The organism is Thauera sp. WB-2 (genome assembly GCF_027594845.1).
In the GTDB taxonomy this organism is placed as follows: Bacteria; Pseudomonadota; Gammaproteobacteria; order Burkholderiales; family Rhodocyclaceae; genus Thauera; species Thauera mechernichensis.
In genome coordinates this window covers 3,378,278-3,402,035 of record NZ_CP088935.1, presented here as the reverse complement: position 1 = coordinate 3,402,035, position 23,758 = coordinate 3,378,278, and the positions used below count along the sequence as shown (strand labels likewise).

Sequence of the window (23,758 nt, the reverse complement as noted above, 5' to 3'; positions counted from 1 at the left end):
ATCCCCCCGTCCTCCAGTCACATTTGCGACAATTCACTTTGCGCCGTAGCATTGCCAGCCCAAAAAACGGGGACCGCCCCCGACACAACTGGAGGACAACACATGAACGCGCAAGTCCACGCCCTCAAGCCCCTCGACGGCGCCAGCCTGTTCGAACCCGTGCCCTTCAAGGTCTACACCCAGCGCGACCTCGACCGCATCGCCCCGCTGGCCCGCCTGTCGCCCGAACAGCGCTTCGAAATGAAGGTCGTCTCCTCGGTGCTGCCGTTCCGCGTCAACCAATACGTCATCGACGAACTCATCGACTGGCGCCACGTCCCCGACGACCCCATCTTCCAGCTCACCTTCCCGCAGCGCGGCATGCTCGCCCCCGAGCACTACGACCGCATCGCCGCCTTGCTGCGTGCCGAAGCCCCCAAGGACGAACTCGAACGTGCCATCGACGAAGTCCGCCACGCCCTCAACCCGCACCCCGCCGACCAGATGCAGATGAACATGCCGGTCGACGACGAAGGCCACCGCCTCGACGGCATGCAGCACAAGTACCGCGAAACCGTCCTCTTCTTCCCCAGCCAGGGCCAGACCTGTCACGCCTACTGCACCTTCTGCTTCCGTTGGGCGCAGTTCGTCGGCGACAAGGACCTGCGCATCGCATCGTCCGAAGCCAGCGCGCTGCACGCCTACCTGCGCCAGCACACCGAAGTCACCGACCTGCTCGTCACCGGCGGCGACCCCATGGTCATGAAGACGCGCCACCTGCGCGACTACCTCGAACCCCTCCTGCAACCCGAGTTCGACCACATCCAGACCATCCGCATCGGCTCCAAGGCGCTCACCTTCTGGCCGCACCGCTTCCTCGGCGCCGACGACGCCGACGACCTCATGCGCCTGCTCGCCCAGCTCGTCGAATCCGGCAAGCACGTCGCCCTCATGGCGCACTACAACCACTGGAAGGAACTCGACACCGACGCCGCCCAGGCCGCCATCCGCCGCGTGCGCGCCACCGGCGTCGTCATCCGCGCCCAAGGCCCGCTCATCGCCCACATCAACGACGACCCCGCCGTATGGGCCAAACTGTGGAAGATGGAAGTCAAGCTCGGCATCGTTCCCTACTACATGTTCGTCGAACGCGACACTGGCGCCCGCAACTACTTCGAAGTCCCCCTCGTGCGCGCCTGGGAGATCTACCAGCAAGCCATCCAGCAAGTCTCCGGCCTCGCCCGCACCGCCCGCGGCCCCAGCATGAGCGCCAGCCCCGGCAAGGTCGAAATCCAGGGCGTGACCGAGATCGCTGGCGAAAAGGTCTTCGTGCTGCGCTTCATCCAGGGCCGCAACCCCGACTGGGTCCAGCGCCCCTTCTTCGCCAAGTACGACGACAAAGCCACCTGGCTCGACCAACTCGTCCCCGCCTTCGGCGAAGAGAAATGGTTCTGGCAAGACGAATACCAGTCCATCCGCGCCCAAAAGCTCGCCACCTGACGCCCGCCGGCGCCCCTGTGGGAGCGGCGCCAGCCGCGAGCCTTTCATCGCACCCACCCACCCCCACCGCCCCCAACCCCTCGCGGCTCGCGCCGCTCCTACGCGGGCCGACGCGCGCCGCGAGCTTTTCCAAAAAAACCCAAACGCATAACCCCGCGCCGCGCTAATATCCCCCGCTCAATGACATTCAACTGAACGGGGCCCGCATCGCCGATGCCTCCGCACGCCTGCGACCTGCGCCGCGGCCGCGTCTCCGAACCCGGCCGCGTCTTCCTCATCACCACCGTCACCCACCGCCGCGCACGGCTCTTCGACGACTTCCACCTCGCCCGCCTGACCATCGCCCACCTGCGCCGCGCCGACCAACTCGGCCACGCCGCCACACTCGCCTGGGTGCTCATGCCCGATCACCTGCACTGGCTCGTGCGCCTCGAAGCCGGCACCCTCTCGGCCCTCGTCGGCGCCTTCAAGGCCGGGTCTTCGGCCGCGATCAACCGAAGCCTGCAGACCCCCGCAACGCGCCGATGGGCAGCCGGCTTCCACGACCACGCCCTGCGCAAGGAAGAAGACCTCCACGCCCTCGCACGCTACGTCGTCGCCAACCCCCTGCGCGCAGGCCTGGCCCCCAGCGTGCGGATGTACCCCCATTGGGATGCCGTGTGGCTATAGAGCCGCCCATCGCCCCCAACCCTCCCGGCTTGCGCGCTGCAACAGCTGATGTGCTGCCGCCTTAACTCCGCTTCTAGCGTACAATCGCCATGGTCTTCGTAGAACTCCCTATCTTCAGTCGCTGCGCGCAGGCACTGTTCTCGGACGCACAGCTTCGGGACTTGCAGCAGGTCTTGCTCGAGAACCCGTCAGTGGGAGATCTGATTCCCGGTGGTCGAGGGCTCCGCAAGTTTCGTGTAGCACTGCTGGGGCGTGGTAAGCGGGGCGGTGCGCGTGTGATTTATTACCACTGGGTCAGCCGCGAGCAGTGCTACCTGATCTACGCCTACGCCAAGAATGCCAGGGCGGACCTGACCAAGGATCAGCTGAGGCGTCTGGCTGAGGTAATCGAAACCGAGGTGAGCAATGGATGACAAGCACTTTGAAGAACTGCTGGAAAGCGTTCGTGACATGGGGCGCCACATGCGTGGAGAGCCAGTCGCCGGCGTTGTCGCGCGAGAGCTGCCCGAGCCAGACGTCAAGGCCATTCGCGAGCGCACGGGGCTGAGCCAGACCCGTTTCGCCTATCTCATCGGTGTCAAACCCAAGACGCTGCAGAACTGGGAGCAGCGCCGTGTTCGCCCCGCCGGTCCAGCGCGTGCGCTCCTCAAGATCGTCGAAGCCAACCCCGCCGCGCTATCGGTGCTTCACCGCTGATTGCCCTTTCGCGCCCGCCCACGCCCATCGCCTTCAACCCCTCGCGGCTGGCGCCGCTCCTACAGCGGAGCCAGCTGCGGCGCGTGTCGTCCCGGTAGGAGCGGCGCAAGCCGCGAGCCTTTCATCACACCCGCCCACGCCCATCGCCTTCAACCCCTCGCGGCTCGCGCCGCTCCTACGGGGGAGGCCCGCCACGGTCTGCTGTAGGAGCGGCGCAAGCCGCGAGCCTTTCATCGCCCCCGCCCACGCCAGTCGCCTTCAACCCCTCGCGGCTCGCGCCGCGCCTACGGGGGAGGCCCGCCACGGTCTGCTGTAGGAGCGGCGCCAGCCGCGAGCCTTTCATCACACCCGCCCACGCCCATCGCCTTCAACCCCTCGCGGCTCGCGCCGCTCCTACGGGGGAGGCCCGCCACGGTCTGCTGTAGGAGCGGCGCCAGCCGCGAGCCTTTCATCACACCCGCCCACGCCCATCGCCTTCAACCCCTCGCGGCTGGCGCCGCTCCTACGGGGGAGGCCCGCCACGGTCTGCTGTAGGAGCGGCGCAAGCCGCGAGCTTTTCATCGCACCCGCCCATCCCCATCGCCCCCAACCCCTCGCGGCTGGCGCCGCGCCTACGGAACCCGGTGGGTGCGCGTCTGGCATCTGGCGATGCCAATGGCTTGAATGCCCGGTCTGCCTTTGTTTGCAAAGGGGATACCCTTTCCTCATCAAAAAAAGTGTCGGAATTCTTTACAGTTCGTCACGGAGGGCGTTTCATTGCCGTAACATGACGGTCTTAGGCTACTGCCAAAGCACTGATAGAATGTCGGCTTTTGTGCTGTGCGGCATGACAGGTGTGCTTCTTGCTAAAGCACTCGGTTGATGCACGCACCTTGCCCTGTGGCGCAGCAGCATGGGCAACCGCCACATACCGAGAACATACAGACGGGGTATCCGATGAACACACCCAGCACCAACCTGCCAGCCCGCCGCACGACTGCCGCACACCCCGTGGGTGCGTTGCGCGGGTTTGTCCTGGTTGCCGCGGCCACTGCGCTGAGTGGCTGCACGCTCATCCCGGGCGTCAGCGGCAGCTTCATGCGCGACGAATCGCGTGTCGAGTTGCCCGTCACCCAGGGCGGCGAGCAGGTGCCGGCCACGGTCAGCATCACCCCCATCACGGCCGAACTCATCATCCAGCACTTCAAGGCCAGCCAGGCGTCGGGCGATTCGCGCTTCCGCACCGGCAACGCCGGCGGGCAGACCGCCACCCGGGGCGACAACACCGCGCCCGATCCCGGTCTCACCCACCAGGACTACCGCCTCGGCCCCGGCGACATCATCAACGTCATCGTCTGGGACCACCCCGAAATCACCATCCCTGCCGGCTCCTACCGCTCGGCCGAGCAGTCCGGCACCCTGGTGGCCGACGACGGCACCATCTTTTTCCCCTACGCCGGGGTGGTCAAGGTCGCTGGCCTCACCCCGCGCGAAGTGCGCGAACTGCTCGCCAAGCGCCTCGCCAAGGTCATCGAAAACGTCCAGCTCGACGTCCGCATCGTCTCTTTCCGCAGCAAGCGCGTGTACCTCGTCGGCGAAGTCGCCAAGCCCGGCCTGCTCGCCATCGACGACATCCGCATGACGCTGGTCGAAGCCGTCAACCGTGCCGGTGGCATCACCGAACACGCCGACCACGGCAACGTGCTGCTCACCCGCAACGGCGAAACCTACCGCGTCGACCTCCAGGCCCTGTACGAAGAAGGCGACACCAGCCAGAACGTGCTGCTGCAGCCCGGCGACATCGTCAACGTGCTCGACCGCAGCCGCAACAAGGTGTTCGTGCTCGGCGAAGTGCAGCGCCCCGGCTCCATGGTCATGAACAAGCGCCGCACCACCCTGGCCGAAGCCCTGGCCGACGCCGGCTTCGTCAACCAGGTCACCTCCGACCCCGCCTGGGTCTACGTGATGCGCAGCGACAACGGCACGTCCGAGCTCTTCCACCTCAACGCCCGCACCCCCGACGCCTTGTTGCTGGCCGAGAGCTTTCCGCTGCTGCCGCGCGACGTGGTCTATGTCGACGTCGCCCCGGTAGCACGCTGGAACCGTGTCGTCAGCAACATCCTGCCCACCTCGCAGATGCTCAACTTCACCAGCGACGTGCGCTACCCGCTGTTCGGCGGCCGCCAGTAAGGCCTGGGCCGGCCCGCCGCGTGCGGGCCGCCGCCGTGCCGCGCGCACGGTGCCGTCACCGTGACCACCGCATCAACCCAAATACGACAGGAAGACCCCGTTGCGCCGCGATCCCGCCACCACCGCCCAGCCCGAAGCCGGCCCCAACACCCGCAGCGCCGCCGCGCGCGGTAACGACGACTTCATCAACCTCGGCGAAATCATCGCCGTGCTGCTCGAATACAAGTGGCTCATCCTCGCCATCGGTACCTTTGCCGTGCTGGTGGGCGGGGTCGTCGCCTTCGTCTCCACCCCCATCTACCGCGCCGACGCCCTCGTCCAGGTCGAAGACAAGAAGAGCGCCAAGGGCGGCCTCGCCGCGCTGCGCGACGTCGAAGCCGTGCTCGGCGACACCACCTCCGTCGCCGCCGAACTCGAGATCCTGCGCTCGCGCATGATCCTCGGTCGCGTCGTCGACCGCCTCAACCTCACCGTACGCGCCCAGCCGCATCACTTGCCGGTCTTTGGCCGCGCGCTCGCCCGCCGCCATGCCGGGGTCGAGCCCGCCGCGCCGCTGTTCGGCCTGTCCGGCTACGCCTGGGGCGGCGAGCGCATCGCCGTGCAAAGCCTCGAAGTCGCCCCCTACCTCATGGGCGAACCGCTCACCCTCGTCGCGGGCGACAACGGCAGCTACAGCGTGTTCGACGACGCCGGCACCCTGCTCGTCAGCGGCCGCGTAGGCGAGCCCGCCAGCGCCGAGCACGTCAGCGTCTTCGTCGCCGAACTCGTCGCCCGCCCCGACACCCGCTTCATCCTCAGCCGCATCGCCCACACCAGCGCCATCGCCGCCCTGCGCGAAAACCTCGAGGTGCGCGAACGCGCCCGCCAGTCCAACGTCATCGAAGCCGCCTTCAGCGGCCCCGACCGCGCCCTGGCCGAATCCATCCTCAACGAAGTCCTCAACGCCTACGTGCGCCAGAACGTCGAGTACCGCTCGGCCGAGGCAGAATCCACGCTCGCCTTCCTCGAAGCCCAGCTCCCCGAGCTCAAGGGCCAGCTCGACACTGCCGAGGCCGCCTACAACGAATACCGCCAGTCGCGCGGCTCGGTCGACCTCACCCTCGAGACGCAGTCCGTGCTGCGCTCGGTGGTCGAAGCCGACAACGAAATCGTCGCCCTCCAGCAAAAGCGCGAAGAACTGCGCCAGCGCTTCACCTCCGAGCACCCCCAGGTCATCGCTGTCGACGCCCAGATCAGTCGCCTGCGCAACCGCCGCGCCAGCTTCGAAGGCAACGTCTCGCGCCTGCCCGAAACCCAGCAGGTCGCCCTGCAGCTGCGCCGCGACGTCGAAGTCGCCACCGCCCTCTACACCAACCTGCTCAACAGCGCCCAGCAGCTGCGCGTCGCCCGTGCCGGCACCGTGGGCGACGTCCGCGTCATCGACTCGGCCGTCACCGCCCAATTCCCCGTTGCCCCGCGCAAGGCCCTCATCCTGCTGCTGTCGGGCGTGCTCGGCCTGCTCGGCGCGCTCGGCACCGTCTGGGCCATCCGCGCCCTGCGCGTGGTGGTGGAAGACCCGCAGACCATCGAACGCGAGCTCGCCCTGCCGGTGTACGCCACCGTGCCGGCCAGCAAGGCCGAGGAGGGCATCGAACGCCGCATCCTGCGCGGCAGGGGCGGCAAGGGCGAACTGCTCGCCCTCGTCAGCCCCGACGACGACGCCATGGAAAGCCTGCGCAGCCTGCGCACCACGCTCCACTTTGCCCTGCTCGGCGCCGAGCGCGGCTCCGTCCTCATCACCGGCCCCGCCCCCGGCGTCGGCAAGAGCTTCGTCACCAAAAACCTCGGTGCCGTACTCGCCCAGGCCGGCAAGCGCGTCATCATCGTCGATGCCGACTTGCGCAAGGGCCACATCAACAAGGCCTTCGGCGTGCCGCGCGGCCTCGGCGTGTCGGACTACATCATGGGCAAGGCCACGCTCGAGGTCATCGTCAAGCCCACGGCGGTGGAGAACCTGCACATGGTCACCACCGGCCTCATCCCGCCCAACCCGTCCGAACTGCTCATGCACCCGCAGTTTGCCAACATGCTCGCAGCGCTCGAAGACCGTTGCGACGTGCTGCTGGTCGACGCCCCCCCCATCCTGGCCGTGTCCGACGCCGCCATCATCGGCCGCATGGTGGGCGCCACGCTGCTCGTCGCCCGCGCTGGCCGCCACCCCATCCGCGAGCTGGAACAGGCCGTCAAGCGTTTCGAACACGGCGGCGCCGCGGTCAAGGGCTTCGTCTTCAATGGTTTCGACACCCGCCGCCAACGTCACCGCTTCGGTTACGAGGGCTACCACTATCAATACAAGTACAAGTCCTGACTGCCGCCGGATTTGTTGACCAAAATCTCGCGGCTTGAGCCGCCCCTGCAACGCGACCAACCGCGCCGTTGGGGTTCGCTGTAGGAGCGGCGCCAGCCGCGAGCTTTTGAAACCATTGGCCCTCGCCGCAGGGCCCAAAAACTCGCGGCTCGCGCCGCTCCTACAGGGGCGCGCGAGCCGGCGAGGTAAGCTGCGCCCCGGGCACATGCCCAATGAATTGCTGCAACGCGGTAGCCGCCTTACCAGCCGCTGCCCGCCGTGCCACCAAGGCACAACGTTTTTTGAGCGAGGTATCACCATGTGGGGCCTGTTAACACTCATCCTGGCCACGGCGCTGTCTGCCGCCGTCATCCGCGGCATGCTGCGCCTCGCACCCCATGTCGGTCTCATCGACCACCCAGGCGAACACAAGCAGCATGTGCACAGCACCCCCTTCGTGGGTGGCTTCGGCGTGCTCGCTGCGCTGCTGCTGGCCGTGGGCATGCTGCTATGGCTGCTGCCCGCGCAGTCCCTGGCCTGGGCCTCGCTTGCAGTGTGCGCGCTGGTCATGTGGGGCGTGGGCCTCGCTGACGACCGCTGGAAGCTCAGCGCCCGCATCCGCCTCGTCATCCAGGCCGGGCTGGCTCTGCTCATGGTCTACGGCGGCGGCATCGTGCTCGTCGACCTCGGCGACCCCTTGCTCATCGGTGCGCTGTCGCTCGGCATCATCGCCGTGCCCTTCACCGTGTTCGGCGTGGTCGGCTGCATCAACGCCCTCAACATGGTCGACGGCATCGACGGCCTGTCCGGCACCGTGGCTGCCGGCACGCTTGCCTTGGTCGCGCTCGTCACCCTGGGTGCGGGCGACGGCAGCGGCCACCTGCTGGCCATGGCCTTGCTCGGCGGCGTGGCCGGCTTCCTGTGGTTCAACCTGCGCTTCGGCAGCCAGCACCGCGCCCGCGTCTTCATGGGCGACAACGGCAGCATGATGCTGGGCCTGCTCATCGCCTGGCAGCTCATCGACATCACCCAGGGCGAGCAGCCCCTGGTGCCCCCGGTGGTGGCGCTGTGGATGTTTGCCGTACCGCTCATCGATACCCTGGCCGTCATGGCCCGGCGCGTGTGGCTGGGCAAGTCGCCCTTCAGCCCCGACCGCCACCACCTGCACCACCTGCTGCAGCGCGCCGGCTTCCGGGTCGAGCACACCGTCACCATCATCGGTAGCCTGCACCTGGGCCTGGGCCTGTTCGGCCTGCTCGGTGCCTGGCTGGGCGTGCCCGACGCGCTCATGTTTGCCGGCTTTGTCGCGGTGTTTGCGGTGTATCTGCGCTTTACCGCCCGGCCGTGGCGCTTCGTGCCCATGTTGCGCCGCTTGCACCGCAGCCTGCACCTCACCCCGGCGCTCAACTGCGGCGTGTTCTTCGGCAATTCCAGCCTCGAGCATGTGGAGCAGATCAACGCCCTGGTCGCCCCCGAACTCAAGGACAACACCGTCTTCCGCACCCGCCTGTACGAATACCGTGGCGACCCCGAGCATGCCGGCCGCCGCTACGCCGTGGTGCAGATCGTGGTGGACGAAGACATCGCCCCGCTCGCCTATCAGAGCCTCTACATGCGCCTGCTGCAGCGCGTCATGCGCCCCGACCGCAACGCCTTCGTGCGCGGCTATGTCACCCGCGACCCCGCCAACGAGCGCCGCGCCGAGCACCGCACTCCGCACGCCGACGAGCGCCGCGGCGAACGCCGCGTGGGCCGGTGCGAACTGCTGGAAGAGTCATTCACCTATGTGCAAAACGGCCGCATCGTCGACGAGCAGGTCAACCAGCGCGTCTATCCGCGGGGGCACAATGACGCTGCAGCCCCAAGAGCAGACCTGGCCCGCGAGCTGCGTTGACGGCCCCAGTCGCAGACACCGACTGTCGCTCTGCAGCCTGCTTACCATCGTCTCGAAACACACCGCATTCAAACTCCTTCAATCCGTAACACGCCTACCATCATGACCACCCACACTCTGGACTCCATCAAGCTCGCCATCATCGGCCTGGGCTACGTCGGCCTGCCGCTCGCCGTGGAATTCGCCAAGCAGCGCAGCGTTGTCGGCTTCGATATCAACCAGGCCCGCATCGACGCCCTGCGCAGCGGCCACGACGCCACGCTCGAAGTCTCGGACGAAGAGCTCGCCGAAGCCACCGGCCTCAGCTACACGGCCAGCCTGCAAGACCTGGCCGCCTGCAATACCTACATCGTCACCGTCCCCACCCCCATCGACGAGCACAAGCAGCCCGACCTCACCCCCCTGGTCAAGGCCAGCGAGACCATCGGTAAGGTGCTCAAGAAGGGCGACATCGTCATTTACGAATCCACCGTCTACCCCGGTGCCACCGAAGAAGACTGCGTGCCGGTGCTGGAGAAGGTGTCCGGCCTCAAGTTCAACGTCGACTTCTACGCCGGCTACAGCCCCGAGCGCATCAACCCGGGCGACAAGGAACACCGCGTCTCCACCATCAAGAAGGTCACTGCCGGCTCCACGCCCGAAGTGGCCGAGCTGGTCGACCAGCTCTACCGCCAGATCATTGTCGTCGGCACCCACAAGGCCGAAAGCATCAAGGTGGCCGAGGCCGCCAAGGTCATCGAGAACACCCAGCGCGACGTCAACATCGCCCTCATCAACGAGCTCGCCATCATCTTCAACAAGATGGGCATCGACACCGAGGCCGTGCTGCAGGCCGCCGGCAGCAAGTGGAACTTCCTGCCCTTCCGCCCCGGCCTGGTCGGCGGCCACTGCATCGGCGTGGATCCGTACTACCTCACCCACAAGGCGCAATCCATCGGCTACCACCCCGAGATCATCCTCGCCGGCCGCCGCCTGAACGACGGCATGGGCGCCTACGTGGTGTCGCAGCTGGTCAAGGCCATGCTCAAGCGTCGCATCACCGTCGAAGGCGCGCGTGTGCTCGTCATGGGCCTCACCTTCAAGGAGAACTGCCCGGATCTGCGCAACACCCGCATCGTCGACATCGTCAAGGAGCTGGGCGAGTACAACATCCAAGCCGACGTGTACGACCCCTGGGTGGATGTGGCCGAAGCCCAGCACGAATACGGCCTTACCCCCATCGATGCGCCCAGGCAGGGCGCCTACGACGCCGTTATCGTCGGTGTGGCGCATGAGCAGTTCAAGGCCATGGGCGCCGACGCCATCCGCGCCCTCGGCAAGAAGGAACACGTCATCTACGACCTCAAGTACGTGCTCCCCCGCACCGCCGCCGACCTCCGCCTCTAACCCCCGCACCCCCCCCTGTAGGAGCGGCGCCAGCCGCGAGCCTTTTAATGGCGCCACCGCCCACCCCAACCGCCCCAAAAACCTCGCAGTTGGCGCCGCTCCTACAACAGAACCACCAAGCTGCACCCACCCCATGACCCGCTACGACCAACTCTGCCTCGACCTCCCCAAGAACCCGAAGACCTGGCTCGTTACCGGCGTAGCCGGCTTCATCGGCTCCAACCTGCTCGAAACCCTGCTCAAGCTCGACCAGCGCGTGGTCGGGCTGGACAACTTTGCCACCGGCCACCAGCGCAACCTCGACGAGGTCCAAGGCCTGGTCAGTGCCGAGCAGTGGGCGCGCTTCAGCTTCATAGAGGGCGACATCCGGCGTCTGGAAGACTGCCGTCGCGTCTGCGAGGGCGTCGATTACGTCCTGCATCAGGCCGCGCTTGGATCAGTGCCACGTAGTCTCAACGACCCCATCACCAGCAACGCCACCAACATCGATGGCTTTCTAAACATGCTGGTGGCGGCGCGCGACGCCAAGGTGAGCAGCTTCACCTACGCAGCCAGCAGTTCTACCTACGGCGACCACCCCGGACTTCCCAAGGTCGAGGATGTCATCGGCAAGCCGCTTTCGCCCTATGCGGTCACGAAGTACGTGAACGAACTCTATGCGGAGGTGTTTGCACGCAGCTACGGGTTCGCCTCCATCGGGTTACGTTACTTCAACGTCTTCGGCCGCCGCCAGGACCCGGACGGTGCCTATGCCGCCGTGGTGCCAAAGTGGGCCGCCTCGATGATTAAAGGCGAAGACGTGTTCATCAACGGTGATGGCGAAACCAGCCGTGACTTTTGCTACGTCGATAACGCCGTTCAGGCCAATCTCCTGGCTGCCGTCGCGACATCGGAAGAGGCGAGGAATCAGGTTTACAACGTGGCGGTGGGCGGGCGCACAAATCTGAACCAGCTTTTCGGTGCGCTCAAAAATGCGCTCGCCACTCAACGGGTGAGGTACGAGAAAACGCCCGTTTACAGAGACTTTCGGGCGGGGGATGTTCGCCACTCCCAGGCTGATGTCGAGAAGGCCCGTAATCTGCTCGGCTATGCGCCGCGTTTCGATATCAATGCCGGCATCGCCGCCGCGGTGCCTTGGTATGTCGGCTTCTCCGTCGTCCGAGACCGCGCCGCGGCAGTGACCGACCGCGATCCTGCCGGCAATTGACCCGATGCTGCTTCGCCACAGTTTCTATTACCTCTTCGCGCGTGGTGTGCCCGGGCTGGTGAACTTCGCCGCCTTGGCGCTTTACACGCGGTTGATGGCGCCGGAGGAGTTCGGCCGCTATTCGCTCGTCCTCGCCACCGTCGGCCTCGTGGACGTGATGGTCTTTCAGTGGTTGCGGCTTGTCTTGGGGCGCTTCATTCCGGCGCACCGCAACCAGCCCCGCGTGGTTCAGGAAACCGTTCTTGCCTTGTTCCTGGCACTCGCCGCCGTTGTGCTGCTTTCGGCAGGCGTGGTTGCACTGTCATGGCCTGACCCTGTCCTTCGCGGACTGCTTGCGATCGGCGTCTCGCTGACGCTGGTTCAGGCTTGGTTGCAGTTGGACCTGACGCTCGCGTCCGCACAACTTCAACCGGGCCGATATGGCCGCCTCATGGGGAGCAAGAGCGTGCTCGCCATCATCGTGGGTGGTTGGCTGGCGTGGCTGGGATTTGGGGCGTATGGGCCGTTGTTGGGCTTGATCTTTGGTGCCGTCCTCGCATGGCTCCTGTTTGGGCTTCGTGCCTGGAGTGGGGTAAGGCCGCGCTGGCCCGAATCCACGCAATTTCGTGACTACGTCACTTACGGCTTACCGCTTGTCGTGACTTTCGCCCTCGGCTGGGTTATCGCGAGTTCGGATCGCATGATCATCGCCTGGTTACTGGATGAGGCTGCTGCAGGGATATATGCAGTGGGCTACGACCTCCCACAGCAGACCCTTGGCTTGGTTCTCACCATCATCAATACGGCTGCGCATCCATTGGCAACGCGCCGTCTGGAGCATGAAGGCGTGGAGGCCGCCGGTGCGCAGATGCGCCGCAATGGTGAACTGATCACGACTTTCGCCTTTACTGGCGCTGCGGCACTTGTGGCATTGGCGCCACAGTTGGTTGATCTGGTCGTGGGTAGTGCGTTTCGGGACGGTGCGCTCGCTGTGCTTCCGTGGGTTGCAGCTTCTGCAGCCGTTGCCGGGCTAAAGGCCTTTCATTTCGATATTGCCTTTCATCTCATGCGTCAGTCGCGCTGGCTCGTCATAACGACAAGTCTCGCGGCGCTTGCAAACGTCGCGCTCAATTTTCTTCTGATTCCGTCTTATGGGATCGTGGGTGCGGCTTGGGCCACGCTCGCCGCATTTGCAGTGGCGTGCATCGCGAGTGCCTTGCTCGGCCGAAAAATTTTCCCGATGCCGCCAGTTCTCCCTCTGATCATCAAGGCCACCATTGTTGCTGGCTGCATGTACGGCGGCGTGGCCGTCGTTTTGTCTGCCGGGCTTGCTCCGACCTTAGAGATTGTCATGGGTGGCAGCAGCGGAGGTCTTCTCGCGATCCTTGCAGCGATTTGCCTGGATATTGGCGGCCTGCGAGAGGGTGTGCTGTCAAGGTTGCGCACCCGTAAGAAAAACTGAAATGGCTGGACGGACGCTCTGGACTTATGACTGATATTGCCCTTTACGTTTCTTCCCTGCGCGGCGGCGGTGCCGAACGTGTCATGGTTCTGCTTGCCAACGGTCTAGCAGAGCGTGGTTACAAAGTCGATCTCGTTGCAGCGAGCGCGCAGGGTCCATACCGCGGGGAGGTAAGTCCTTCCGTCAACATTGTTGATCTCGGGGCAAAACGCGTGGCTGCGAGTCTTCCCGGGTTGGTTCGTTATCTCAGAGGGGCCAGGCCAAAGTCGATGTTGTCGGCGGTCAATCACGCGAATGTGATCGCCGTGATTGCCCGAGTGCTTGCCCGCGTACCGACGCGGTTAGTGGTTAGCGAGCACAACAACCTGTCGCAGTCCCGTAAACGGCCCAAGGATCTGAGTGGTAAGGTCGTTCAGGCACTCATGCACTGGGCCTACTCCAAGGCGGATGCCGTGGTTGCCGTCTCGAAGGGCGTGGCCGACGATCTCGCTGAAACCCTTGGATTTCCGCGATCGCGGATTGAAGTTGTGTACAACCCAGTGGTCACCCCCAAACTTTTCGAGCGCGCTGCGGCACCACTGGATCACCCTTGGCTTGCGCCTGGCGAGCCGCCAGTAGTTCTTGGCGTCGGGCGCCTTACGCCTCAGAAAGACTTTGCAACGCTGATCAAAGCGTTCGCCCAGGTCCGAAAACAGCGCGATTGCCGACTTGTCATTCTTGGCGAAGGCGAATTGCGCGCGGATTTAGAGGGGCTTATTCGAGATTTGGATTTAAGTGCAGATGTTCTGCTTCCGGGATTTTCCGATAATCCTTTCGCCTGGATGAGGAAATGTAGTCTTTTTGTGCTTTCTTCCGCCTGGGAGGGGTTGCCCACCGTTCTCATTGAGGCATTAGCGAGTGGTGCCAAAGTGGTTAGTACAGACTGCCCTAGTGGGCCGGCTGAAATTCTTGAGGGTGGCAAGTGGGGAGCTATCGTCCCGGTTGGTGAGGTTGAGCCTCTCGCAAAATCGATGGATTCTGCCCTAATAGGTTCGGGCCACAAAAGCGGCGTCGAGCGTGCTGCACATTTCGGAGTTGAGCATGCAGTTAGTGGATATGTTTCGGTGATGCAGGTCTAGAGCAATGTACCAAGAAGGCCTTCAAGTGAGGCGAGACGTTTTTAACATTGTCTTGCTCTTCATCTTCTCTGTCCTTGCCGCACTTGTTCCGTGGCCCGAGATATTTCGTTCTATCAACGGTTACCCAATGGTGGATCGAGAGGTTTACACTGAGTACTTTTTGTACGGGAAAAATGTACTTGAATACAAAGAGTTCTCTGGGGTTCTTAGCTATTACACAAACGAGTTTCTTTGGCACTTTGGGGTTGGTTTGCTGCTTGCTTCGGGTGTTGAGCTTGCAGATGTATTTTTGGTAATTAGCTTTATTCTATATTTTAGTTTTGGTCTTCTTGTTTTAAGGGAAAAAAGCCCGTGGGCGCTCCTCCTTATAGTTAATCCGCTGGTTGTTGACTTCGCGTTTTCCCAGTTGAGGCTGGCGCTCGCGGTTTCGCTGCTGATATGGAGTTATCTGTCGTATGGGAGATGTCGCACGCTGTCTTCTGTATTTTTGATTGCTTCGCTGTTCATTCATTCTGCGACAGCAATATTCGTGGCGATATACTTTGTCGTTAGGTTTCTTAGCTGGGCTTCAGGGTATTCAAATCTGAAGGTGTCAGTGGAGTTTGCTGTGCTTTTTTTTACCGGCGCTCTGATATCTATCGCGATTGGGCCGCTGCGAGAGGTCATACTTTCAGCTATAGGAGATAGGCGAGTTGACTATCCTGATATGGCAAGCTCAGTGCAGTATTCCTTGTTCTGGATTGGGCTGCTCGGCATGTCTTTTGTTTTTGCGAAGAACGTGATCCAGAGCGAGGTGAATAGATATGCGATAGTGATTATTTCCATTGTTGCGGTTAATGTTTTGCACGGTGGATATTCGACGAGATTTTTGGCTGCGGCATTCCCATTTCTTCTAAATCTGGTCTTAAGCTTTGGCGGGGCAGCGCGGTTCGTGCCCTGGTTTTTTGGTTTTTATGCGGGCCTGCAGTGGCTTTATTGGCTAAGGCTCATATAGCAGCATTATCGAAATAGAATAATTTATGTCTTTTAGAGTTCTTCATGTCATTAATCGCTTGGGGGCGTCAGGGGCAGAAATAATGCTCTTCAATTTGGCGCTCAAGCTGCGAGATAAGGGCGTAGAGCAAGAGTTTTTGACCTTGATGCCGGGCGGTAGCCTCTTGTCCCGTTTTCATGAAGCAGGTTTCTCGGTTGGGCATATAGGGATGACCCAAGGTGTTCCTTCTCTTGGGGCGCTTCTCAAGATCAGGAGACAGATTTTGCAGCGCAGTCCGGACGTGATTTTTGGCTGGCTTTACCATTCTTGCGTTGCGGCGGGTCTCGCTGCACCCCGTGGTGTTCCGCTTGTGTGGGGAATTCATCATGCCTTGTCGAAGCTCAGCGAAGAGAAGCTCCTGACTCGCCTTCTCATCAAGGCTGGGCCGTACCTCAAGCGCAAGGTGTCCCACTACGTTTATGTTTCGAGAACCAGCGCGCAGCATCATTTTGCGGTTGGCTATCCACGCCAGAATGCGGAAGTGATTCCGAACGGCTTTGATATCGATCGGTTTTGCCGCGATGAGCGTCTGCGCGCTGAGGTGCGTACGGAGCTTGGTATTCGCGAAGATCAGATCGTTTTTGGTTCGGCAGCTCGGTTCAACTCGAACAAGAACCAAGTAGGGCTGGTCGAGGCGCTGGGCGGGTTGTCGGCGCCGAGTGCGGTGTTGTTGATGGTCGGCCGCGAGGTCGACGCTAACAACGCCGAGCTGAAACGTGTGATTGCCGCTCACGGACTCAAGGATCGGGTGATCCTGCTTGGTGAGCGCAGCGATATGACTTGGCTGATGAATGGCATGGATGTGTATGTGTCGGCGTCGAAATGGGGTGAATCGTTCCCGCTCGTACTCGGCGAGGCGATGGCGACCCAGGTGCCGTGCATCTCGACCGATTTGGGTGATTGCCGCGACATCGTGGGTGATACCGGCCAAGTGGTGAGGCCCGACGACGTCTCTGCCCTCCGGGAGGCGATGGCAGCGATGTGCGCGCTGACGCCCGAGGCGCGCGCCGAGCTGGGGCGCAAGGCGCGCCGACGCGTGGAAGAGAACTACAACCTTGACCGGATTGCCGACCGCTATCTGGAAGTGTGTCGTGAGGTGGCGCGCAAGCGGGCTTGAGGCGGTTTGTAGAGTTCGGGTTTGCTGCAGAGCAGTTTTTGGCGCCGCGTTTGAGGGGGAGGAATGGCGGAATCTACATGGAGGGCTGCGCCGCTGGCGGATCGTCTGGAGTCTGCGGGGGTGCTGGCGGCGGTGAGCGACTCGCTGCCGGGCAACGAAGTGACGCGGAAGACCGGCGACTACTGGCGCTGGAAGCATGTGAACACGCCGTTTGGGCGCAGTACCGGCACGGTGGCACTGAGCGATGCGGATGAGGAAGTGGTGGGGGTGCGCAGCTTCATGCGCTGGGTCCTTTCGGACCCAACGCCGGGCGCGGGGGGCGGAACGCTCCGCGCGGTGCGGGCGGTTGATGCAGTGACTAACGATGCTTGGCGTGGCAAGGGGATATTCAAGCGGCTGACGCTCGCTGCAATCGAAGATGTCGAACGCGACGGTGTGGACCTGATCTTCAATACGCCCAACCAGAACAGTGCACCGGGCAATTTGAAGATGGGCTGGCAGTGTGTCGGCGCGGTTCCCTTGTTCATTCGCCCGGTTCGGCCCTTGCGTATGGCGCTGCGTGTGCTGCGGCGAAAATCGGCCCCTGCGCCGACTTGGTCTGCAAGCGAGTTTAAGGGGCTTCCGCTGTGGCGGGATGTGCCCGATCTGGACGCGGTGCTTGCGCTTGTGCGTAGCCATGAGGCGGCGCGTGCTGCGACCGGGCTGCGCACGCCGCGGACGGCGGAGTACCTGGCCTGGCGCTATGGCGCCCATCCGCAGGCCGAATACCGCGTTTATCTGCACCGCGAGGCGGGGCGCCTGGTGGGCGCGGCGGTGCTGCGGGCGAATGTGCGGCTGGGTTTGAAGGAAATGGTGTTGACCGAGATCTGGGCCGATGGGGCGGATTCTGCACGCCTGAAGCAGGTGGTGCAGGGCGTGTGTGCGGCGACCGACTGCGACCATGTGATGGCGCACTTTGCGGCGGGCAGTGTGGAACTGGCGGCCATTCGGCGCTGCTTCTTCCTGCCGGTGCGCCAGCAGAAGATGCGCCTTTTTGCACGTGGGCTGGGCAAGCCACTGCCCGCTGATGTGTTTTCGATGACTGGCTGGGATTTGTCTCTTGGCGATCTTGAGCTGTTTTGAACCGGGAGAACGAGCTTGTCGATGCGAGACCTGATCAAGCGCGCTGCGGCTTTGCACGGGCGTGTGTTTGGTGGCCCGCCGAGTGATGGCGTGTCGGTACTGATGTACCACCGGGTGGTGGGCGATCTGGCGTTGGAGCTGGATCTGCCTTTCGAGACTTTTCGTGAGCAGATGGCCTGGCTGAGCGAGCGCGGCGGGGTGGTGCCCTATGCTGAGGCCGTGAGCCTGCTGGTGGTTGGGCCACCGCCCACGACGATGAAGTACGCGATCACCTTTGATGACGCGTATGAGGATTTCTACACGCGGGCGCTTCCGGTGCTGCGCGAATTCCGCCTGCCGGCCACGCTCTTCGTGCCGACGCGCTTCATGGACGAGCCGGGGCATATTCCGTTGTCGCGCAAGCCGGCCGATGCCGAGCAAAAGATCCGCCCGATGAGTTGGGACCAGTTGCGCGAGGTTGCGGCCGACCCGCTCATCACCATTGGGGCCCATACGCATAACCATCCCGAGCTGGTGTCGCTGAGCGACGCGCAAATCGCCGATGAGATGCGGATTGCAGCGGAGCGCTTCCAGAAGGAGCTGGGCTTTGTGCCCGAGCATTTCGCTTATCCGCGCGGGATCTGGGATGCCCGGGTGCGGGATGCGATCACGCCCCATTGCGCGAGCGCATGCACGACCAATGGGCAGATTGCGACCCCGCGGAATAGCACGCGCTATGCGATTCCGCGAGTGCCGATCCGGCGTAGCGACGGGATGCGCTGGTTCGAGGATCGGGTTCAGGGCCGGTTGAACGGTGAGGAACAGGTGGTTCGGATGGCAAAGCGGGCGCTGGGGCGCAACGTCGGTTATTGAGCAGGAGCGTTCTGTTGTGAAAGTGCTGTTGTTTGCCAATACCGAGTGGTACCTCTACAACTTCCGCCGCTCGCTCGCGATTGCGTTGCGCGATGCCGGGTACGACGTTCTGCTGGTGTCACCGCCCGGGCCGTATGGCCAGCGCCTGCAGGATCTGGGCTTCCGCTGGGTGGCCGCGCCGATGGAGCGGCGCAGCCTCAACCCGCTGCGCGAGGCGGCGCTGGTGCTGTGGCTGAAGAGGCTGATTCAGCGCGAGAAGGTCGACCTTGTGCACGGCTTTACCATCAAATGCGCGGTGTACGGCTCGCTAGCATCGCGCCTGGCGGGCGTGCCGGCGCGGGTGAATGCTGTGGCGGGGATGGGCTACGTCTTCACCAGCCAGGATGCTAAGGCGCGCTTGTTGCGCCCGATCGTGCGTGGCCTGATGCGCTTGGCGCTGGATGGCCCGAAGGCGCGGCTGATTCTGCAGAACCCGGATGACGTGGCGCTGTTCAAGCAGGCGGGCTTGGTTGATTCCGCACGTATCCGCTTGATCATGGGCTCTGGGGTCAATTGCAGCCGCTTCACGCCCGGCGCCGAACGGAAGCAGGGCGCCCCAATGCGGGTGGTGCTGCCCGCGCGCCTGCTTTGGGACAAAGGCGTGGGCGAGTACGTGAACGCCGCACGCATGTTGCGTGCCGAGAATCGCGACATTGTTTTTCTGCTCGCCGGCGACCCCGATCCAGGCAACCCCGCGGCGGTACCCGAGGCGGACGTGCGCGGCTGGGAGCGCGAAGGGCTGTTGCAGTGGCTGGGGCATGTGGATGACATGCCCGGCCTGTTCGCAAGCGTGGATGTGGTGATCCTGCCCAGCTATCGCGAGGGCTTGCCCAAGGGCTTGATCGAGGCGGGCGCGAGCGGCCTGCCACTGGTGACGACGGACGTACCCGGTTGCCGCGAGGTCGTCACGGACGAGGTCGACGGCCTGCTGGTGCCGGCGCGCGATGCCGAGGCGCTGGCGCGCGCAATTGCACGTTTGCACGACGATCCGGCGCTGCGCGCGCGTTTGGGCGCAGCAGCGCGAGAGACCGCGCTGCGCGAGTTTGACGAGCGCATCGTGATCGAGCGGACGGTCGGGGTGTATGAGGAAGTGCTGGGCGGCCGGTGAGTTTTTTGTTTTGAAGGCTTGCGGCTGGCGCCGCTCCTACGGTGGTAGTTGGCCGGTTGATGACGATGAGCGATCTGAGCCGAGAGGCCGAGGTACAACGTGCGGACGAACTGCTTGCCAGCCTGAGCAAGGTGACGCTGGCTGGCTGCGCCGTGCTGGCGCTGGCGTTTTCGGTGCTGACCGGGGCGGGGGCGGCGGTGGAGATTTTCGGTGTGTCGATCTCCACCCGCTACGCGCCCCAGGTGCTGAGTTTTCTGGCGCTGGTGGTGGTGTTCGAGCAGTGCCGGCATGTGCGCGCAATCGACTTTCTGGTGGCGAATACGGGTGATCGTAGCGCGCTGGTGGCGCGCATTCGCATCCATCCGGCGCTGCTCAACCCGTACTTCGAGCTTGGGCGCGAGGACCGTCTTGCCAACTACCTTGGCGTCACGCTGTTGGCGTTGGCCAATGTGGTGATGATGTTTGTGGTGGAGCGCATGGCCTTTGGGGGGCGGGTGGGCGGGCGTTTGGTGCTGTCCGCCGACAACGTGCTGTTGTTTGGGCTCGTTCTTGCGATGGCGCTGTGTGTGGTGATCTTCGTTGCGCGTGTGCTCAAGCGCAGCCTCGATGTCATATCGGGCGCGACGGCGGTGGATAAGATCGGGCTGGTCTATCTGGTGGCGTTTGGCGGGTTTGTGATCAACAGGGTTTGGCCTGCGTGAGCTGGGCGGGGCGAAAGGCTCGCGGCTTGCGCCGCTCCTACAGCACCCCGCCGCGGTGCCCGTCCCTTGTAGGTGCGGCGCCAGCCGCGAGGGTTTGAAGGCGATACGGCCTATCGCAACCGCCCCAAAAAGCTCGCGGCTTGCACCGCTCCTACAGCGGAGCCCATTGCCGTGCTTGACTACGCCGCGCCTGCGGTGGCCCTGGCCGCCCGCGTTTTTCTGCAACTTCCGCTTCATCCCTCGGTAACCCCTCGTCCCTATCGTGCCCCACGCCACCCGTGCTTTCGGGTGGCGGCATCGCAGGGTCGGGATGGCTTCGCTTGCCGCATTGCGCGGGCGGGCGTCTGCGCGGTGTCTCGCACTGTGCGGCCGTGCGCTGTGCCCTCGGGCGCGGGCTGCGTGATCGGGTGGGCGGGGTCGATGAACTTGACGGTGTTCGGCACGGGCTATGTGGGACTGGTGGCTGGGGCGTGCCTGGCGGAGGCGGGGCATGCGGTGCTATGCGTGGATCTGGATCAGCGCAAGATCGACCGCCTCAACCAGGGCGAGCTGCCGATCTGGGAGCCGGGGCTGGATGCGATCGTGGCGCGCAACGTGGGTGAGGGGCGCCTGGCCTTTACCACCGACGTGGCGCGCGGGGTGGCGCATGCGCAGGTGCAGTTCATTGCCGTGGGCACGCCGCCGGACGAGGACGGTTCGGCCGATCTGCAGTACGTGCTGGCAGTGGCCGAGAGCGTGGCGCGCAACATGGCGGGCTACAAGGTGCTGATCAACAAGTCGACGGTGCCGGTGGGCACGGCCGACAAGGTGCGCGAGCGCGTGGCGGCGGTGCTGGCCGAGCGCGGGGTGGCGCAGCCCTACGACGTGGTGTCGAACCCGGAATTCCTCAAGGAAGGGGCGGCGGTGGGCGACTTCCTCAAGCCCGACCGCATCATCATCGGTACCGATTCGGACAAGGCGCGCGCGCTGATGCGCGAGCTGTACGAGCCCTTCAACCGCAACCATGAGCGCACCATGTTCATGGACGTGCGCAGCGCCGAGCTGACCAAGTACGCGGCCAACGCGATGCTGGCGACCAAGATCAGCTTCATGAACGAGCTGGCGAACATGGCCGAGATCCTGGGTGCGGACATCGAGGAGGTGCGCAAGGGCATCGGTGCGGATCCGCGCATCGGCTACCACTTCATCTACCCGGGTTGCGGTTACGGTGGCAGCTGCTTCCCGAAGGATGTGCAGGCGCTGGGGCGCACGGCCGACCAGATCGGCTACGAAGCGCCGCTGCTCAAGGCGGTGGAGGCGGTGAACAACCGCCAGAAGGGGGTGCTGTTTGCCAAGCTGGCGCGCCACTTTGGCGGTGCGGACAAGCTGGCCGGCAAGACGGTGGCGGTGTGGGGCCTGGCCTTCAAGCCCAACACCGACGACATGCGCGAAGCCCCCAGCCGTACGCTGATCGAGGCGCTGTGGGCCGCGGGTGCGCGCGTGCAGGCGTTTGACCCGGTGGCGATGGAAGAGACCCGCCGCATCTACGGCGAGCGCGACGACTTCACCCTGGCGGCCAACAAGTACGCGGCGCTGGAAGGCGCCGACGCACTGGCGATCTGCACCGAATGGCAGCAGTTCCGAGCGCCTGACTTCGACGAGATGCAAGGCCGCCTCTCCGCCCGCGTGATCGTCGACGGCCGCAACCTCTACCACCCCGACCGCCTCGAGGCCGACGGCTGGTCGTATTACAGCGTCGGCCGCAGCTAAGCCCCCAAAAAGCGCGCGGCTTGCGCCGCGCCTACCGCAACCCAGGCGCCTGGTCGCACTGTAGGAGCGGCGCCAGCCGCGAGATGTTGAAGGCGACACGGCCTGGGTGGGCTCGATAAAAAGCTCGCGGCTTGCGCCGCTCCTACAGCGAAGCCAGGCGCTTGGTCGCACTGTAGGAGCGGCACCAGCCGCGAGGGGTTGGAAGAACTCTCCCGGCAAGTTTGGTCGAAGTGTGTATAGTTTTGTGTATAGAAGCGCTTCGTAGAGGGGAGGGTGACATGGTGCGCGATGGGGGCTATCCGAAGCTTGAACGGCAACCGCTGACCTTGGTGCTGGCGGAGTTCCGCTTCGGGCGGGTGGCGTTCGAGCCGGCTGCGTTGGTGGCGCTCAAGGAGCGGATGGCGCGACGCTTTACGGACGTGACCGAGGGCGTGGCGCAGCAAGTGCAGCTTGGCGACGCGGGGGTCACGATCATGCCGGCGCCGTATGTGATCTGGCGGGCGCCGGAGGCAGGGGCGGCAGTGCACCTGGAGGTGGATCGGATTGCCTACGCCACGACGATGTACCCGCGCTTCGAGGGGTTTGCGAAAGATTGCCTGGCTGTGGTGGAGGCGTTGGTTGAAACCCTGCGCCCGCCGAGCTTGCATCGGGTGGGGCTGCGCTACAATGACGCCGTCGTACCGATGCCGGATGAATTGCTGGAGCACTATGTCGCGGCGCCCTTGCTGCCGTTTTCGCCCTTGGCCGCCGACGGTGACACGGTCATGCGGCACTTGAGCGAGACGGTGGTGCAGACCACGGCAGGGGCGCTCGTGGTGCGGGCGCTGGCAGGTGTGCACGGGCTGGGCATGATGCCCGACTTGCTGGGGCAGTTCGATCTGCCGCTTAAGGTCGAGGTGCCCAACGATCGGCCCGTCGCGGTGCTGGATTTTGATCATTACTGGGAAGTGGCAGAGGCCGAAGGCGTGCCCTTCGATGTCGATGCCGCGCGCAGTCGGCTCGACCGGCTGCACGAGCCGGCCCGAGAGGCTTTTTGGAAAGTGACGACGGAGTTTGCGAGGACACAGCGATGGAACTGATGCGAAGCGGGTTTGCAGGCGCGCCGCGGGGGTTTCTGGCGTTGGTTGCCGGCGGAGCCGAGCTTGGACGGGCGACTGTCGTCACCCGGCCGAGCGGCGGGGTCGTGATGTGCTTCTTCTCGGATCCATCGGGCGGGGCCGACAGGCTGCGCGTTCTTCCGTCGCTTCCGCGCCCGGATCTGGCGCGTGACCCGGCCCGGACAGGCTTGGGTGTGGCGGCTGATCTTGATCTGATTGCGCGCGTGTTCGGATTGAATACGGCGCAGATCGCCGAGATTTGCGGCCCTGTGACCCGACCGACTGTTTATGCGTGGCGCGATGGTGCGGCACCCCGGCCGGCGAAGCTGGCCCGTATTCACATGCTGCGTCGCGCTGCGCTCGATTGGGAGCGGTCGGGGTTTGGTGTGCCGGGTACGGCGATGACCGCACCGGTGATCTACGAGAAGAGCCTGTTCGACCTGCTGCGTGCCGACCCACTGGATCTGGCCGCGATTCAGTTTGCGGGCGGCCGTCTTGCGATGGAGCGCGAGATGGCGGCCAGGCGCACCTTTGCCGACCCTTTTCGCTGAGGGC

General features: G+C 64.2%; 20 protein-coding genes. All 20 read left to right on the top strand.

Annotation, left to right across the window (positions count from 1 at the left end; all coding sequences use genetic code 11):
• The first annotated feature begins 102 nt into the window (after positions 1 to 102).
• A complete protein-coding gene (locus tag LQF09_RS15615; protein WP_270068379.1) occupies positions 103 to 1,479 on the top strand; it encodes a KamA family radical SAM protein in 1,377 nt (458 codons plus the stop codon).
• Between the two features lie 213 nt (positions 1,480 to 1,692).
• Positions 1,693 to 2,148: an REP-associated tyrosine transposase gene (locus LQF09_RS15610; protein WP_270068378.1), complete on the top strand. Its 456-nt coding sequence runs from the start codon at positions 1,693 to 1,695 to the stop codon at positions 2,146 to 2,148.
• Positions 2,149 to 2,237: 89 nt separating this feature from the next.
• Positions 2,238 to 2,561, top strand: coding sequence for a type II toxin-antitoxin system RelE/ParE family toxin (locus tag LQF09_RS15605; RefSeq protein ID WP_002933838.1), 324 nt, complete (start codon positions 2,238 to 2,240; stop codon positions 2,559 to 2,561).
• On the top strand, positions 2,554 to 2,844 hold the full coding sequence (locus LQF09_RS15600) for a helix-turn-helix domain-containing protein (protein ID WP_002945515.1): 291 nt from the start codon (positions 2,554 to 2,556) through the stop codon (positions 2,842 to 2,844). The genes LQF09_RS15605 and LQF09_RS15600 overlap by 8 nt, the downstream gene beginning before the upstream one ends.
• A gap of 936 nt (positions 2,845 to 3,780) precedes the next feature.
• Entirely contained in the window at positions 3,781 to 5,013 is a 1,233-nt protein-coding gene (locus tag LQF09_RS15595) for a polysaccharide export protein (RefSeq protein WP_270068377.1), read from the top strand.
• 100 nt (positions 5,014 to 5,113) lie between these two features.
• Entirely contained in the window at positions 5,114 to 7,360 is a 2,247-nt protein-coding gene (locus LQF09_RS15590) for a polysaccharide biosynthesis tyrosine autokinase (protein WP_270068376.1), read from the top strand.
• Between the two features lie 298 nt (positions 7,361 to 7,658).
• Positions 7,659 to 9,233: an MraY family glycosyltransferase gene (locus LQF09_RS15585; RefSeq protein WP_270068375.1), complete on the top strand. Its 1,575-nt coding sequence runs from the start codon at positions 7,659 to 7,661 to the stop codon at positions 9,231 to 9,233.
• A gap of 102 nt (positions 9,234 to 9,335) precedes the next feature.
• The gene (tviB, locus tag LQF09_RS15580; protein WP_270068374.1) at positions 9,336 to 10,619 is read left to right on the top strand and encodes a Vi polysaccharide biosynthesis UDP-N-acetylglucosamine C-6 dehydrogenase TviB; all 1,284 of its coding nucleotides are present in this window, start codon (positions 9,336 to 9,338) and stop codon (positions 10,617 to 10,619) included.
• A 133-nt stretch (positions 10,620 to 10,752) separates the two neighbouring features.
• Positions 10,753 to 11,826: an NAD-dependent epimerase/dehydratase family protein gene (locus tag LQF09_RS15575; protein ID WP_270068373.1), complete on the top strand. Its 1,074-nt coding sequence runs from the start codon at positions 10,753 to 10,755 to the stop codon at positions 11,824 to 11,826.
• Between the two features lie 4 nt (positions 11,827 to 11,830).
• Complete coding sequence (locus LQF09_RS15570) at positions 11,831 to 13,267, top strand: lipopolysaccharide biosynthesis protein (protein WP_270068372.1); 1,437 nt, start codon at positions 11,831 to 11,833, stop codon at positions 13,265 to 13,267.
• Between the two features lie 26 nt (positions 13,268 to 13,293).
• Entirely contained in the window at positions 13,294 to 14,385 is a 1,092-nt protein-coding gene (locus LQF09_RS15565) for a glycosyltransferase (RefSeq protein ID WP_270068371.1), read from the top strand.
• 4 nt (positions 14,386 to 14,389) lie between these two features.
• Positions 14,390 to 15,379: a hypothetical protein gene (locus LQF09_RS15560; protein WP_270068370.1), complete on the top strand. Its 990-nt coding sequence runs from the start codon at positions 14,390 to 14,392 to the stop codon at positions 15,377 to 15,379.
• 82 nt (positions 15,380 to 15,461) lie between these two features.
• Entirely contained in the window at positions 15,462 to 16,535 is a 1,074-nt protein-coding gene (locus LQF09_RS15555; RefSeq protein WP_270068369.1) for a glycosyltransferase, read from the top strand.
• A 63-nt stretch (positions 16,536 to 16,598) separates the two neighbouring features.
• Positions 16,599 to 17,657: a hypothetical protein gene (locus tag LQF09_RS15550; protein ID WP_270068368.1), complete on the top strand. Its 1,059-nt coding sequence runs from the start codon at positions 16,599 to 16,601 to the stop codon at positions 17,655 to 17,657.
• Positions 17,658 to 17,678: 21 nt separating this feature from the next.
• Entirely contained in the window at positions 17,679 to 18,509 is an 831-nt protein-coding gene (locus tag LQF09_RS15545; RefSeq protein WP_270068367.1) for a polysaccharide deacetylase family protein, read from the top strand.
• A gap of 16 nt (positions 18,510 to 18,525) precedes the next feature.
• Positions 18,526 to 19,656 carry a glycosyltransferase family 4 protein gene (locus tag LQF09_RS15540; RefSeq protein ID WP_270068366.1) on the top strand — a complete coding sequence of 377 codons (1,131 nt, stop codon included), beginning with the start codon at positions 18,526 to 18,528 and terminating at the stop codon, positions 19,654 to 19,656.
• Between the two features lie 65 nt (positions 19,657 to 19,721).
• A complete protein-coding gene (locus LQF09_RS15535; RefSeq protein ID WP_270068365.1) occupies positions 19,722 to 20,357 on the top strand; it encodes a hypothetical protein in 636 nt (211 codons plus the stop codon).
• Positions 20,358 to 20,777: 420 nt separating this feature from the next.
• Entirely contained in the window at positions 20,778 to 22,106 is a 1,329-nt protein-coding gene (locus tag LQF09_RS15530; protein WP_270068364.1) for a UDP-glucose dehydrogenase family protein, read from the top strand.
• A 278-nt stretch (positions 22,107 to 22,384) separates the two neighbouring features.
• Entirely contained in the window at positions 22,385 to 23,185 is an 801-nt protein-coding gene (locus LQF09_RS15525; RefSeq protein ID WP_270068363.1) for a TIGR04255 family protein, read from the top strand.
• Complete coding sequence (locus LQF09_RS15520; protein ID WP_037985212.1) at positions 23,176 to 23,754, top strand: hypothetical protein; 579 nt, start codon at positions 23,176 to 23,178, stop codon at positions 23,752 to 23,754. Before LQF09_RS15525 ends, LQF09_RS15520 begins: the two co-directional genes overlap by 10 nt.
• The last annotated feature ends 4 nt before the right edge of the window (positions 23,755 to 23,758 follow it).

What these genes read in the sequence shown, in the direction of transcription:
- LQF09_RS15615 (WP_270068379.1), top strand. Translation starts at nt 103, where the DNA reads ATGAACGCGCAAGTCCACGCCCTCAAGCCCCTCGACGGCGCCAGCCTG.
- LQF09_RS15610 (WP_270068378.1), top strand. Translation starts at nt 1,693, where the DNA reads ATGCCTCCGCACGCCTGCGACCTGCGCCGCGGCCGCGTCTCCGAACCC.
- LQF09_RS15605 (WP_002933838.1), top strand. Translation starts at nt 2,238, where the DNA reads ATGGTCTTCGTAGAACTCCCTATCTTCAGTCGCTGCGCGCAGGCACTG.
- LQF09_RS15600 (WP_002945515.1), top strand. Translation starts at nt 2,554, where the DNA reads ATGGATGACAAGCACTTTGAAGAACTGCTGGAAAGCGTTCGTGACATG.
- LQF09_RS15595 (WP_270068377.1), top strand. Translation starts at nt 3,781, where the DNA reads ATGAACACACCCAGCACCAACCTGCCAGCCCGCCGCACGACTGCCGCA.
- LQF09_RS15585 (WP_270068375.1), top strand. Translation starts at nt 7,659, where the DNA reads ATGTGGGGCCTGTTAACACTCATCCTGGCCACGGCGCTGTCTGCCGCC.
- tviB (WP_270068374.1), top strand. Translation starts at nt 9,336, where the DNA reads ATGACCACCCACACTCTGGACTCCATCAAGCTCGCCATCATCGGCCTG.
- LQF09_RS15575 (WP_270068373.1), top strand. Translation starts at nt 10,753, where the DNA reads ATGACCCGCTACGACCAACTCTGCCTCGACCTCCCCAAGAACCCGAAG.
- LQF09_RS15570 (WP_270068372.1), top strand. Translation starts at nt 11,831, where the DNA reads ATGCTGCTTCGCCACAGTTTCTATTACCTCTTCGCGCGTGGTGTGCCC.
- LQF09_RS15565 (WP_270068371.1), top strand. Translation starts at nt 13,294, where the DNA reads ATGACTGATATTGCCCTTTACGTTTCTTCCCTGCGCGGCGGCGGTGCC.
- LQF09_RS15560 (WP_270068370.1), top strand. Translation starts at nt 14,390, where the DNA reads ATGTACCAAGAAGGCCTTCAAGTGAGGCGAGACGTTTTTAACATTGTC.
- LQF09_RS15555 (WP_270068369.1), top strand. Translation starts at nt 15,462, where the DNA reads ATGCTCTTCAATTTGGCGCTCAAGCTGCGAGATAAGGGCGTAGAGCAA.
- LQF09_RS15550 (WP_270068368.1), top strand. Translation starts at nt 16,599, where the DNA reads ATGGCGGAATCTACATGGAGGGCTGCGCCGCTGGCGGATCGTCTGGAG.
- LQF09_RS15545 (WP_270068367.1), top strand. Translation starts at nt 17,679, where the DNA reads ATGCGAGACCTGATCAAGCGCGCTGCGGCTTTGCACGGGCGTGTGTTT.
- LQF09_RS15535 (WP_270068365.1), top strand. Translation starts at nt 19,722, where the DNA reads ATGAGCGATCTGAGCCGAGAGGCCGAGGTACAACGTGCGGACGAACTG.
- LQF09_RS15530 (WP_270068364.1), top strand. Translation starts at nt 20,778, where the DNA reads ATGAACTTGACGGTGTTCGGCACGGGCTATGTGGGACTGGTGGCTGGG.
- LQF09_RS15525 (WP_270068363.1), top strand. Translation starts at nt 22,385, where the DNA reads ATGGTGCGCGATGGGGGCTATCCGAAGCTTGAACGGCAACCGCTGACC.
- LQF09_RS15520 (WP_037985212.1), top strand. Translation starts at nt 23,176, where the DNA reads ATGGAACTGATGCGAAGCGGGTTTGCAGGCGCGCCGCGGGGGTTTCTG.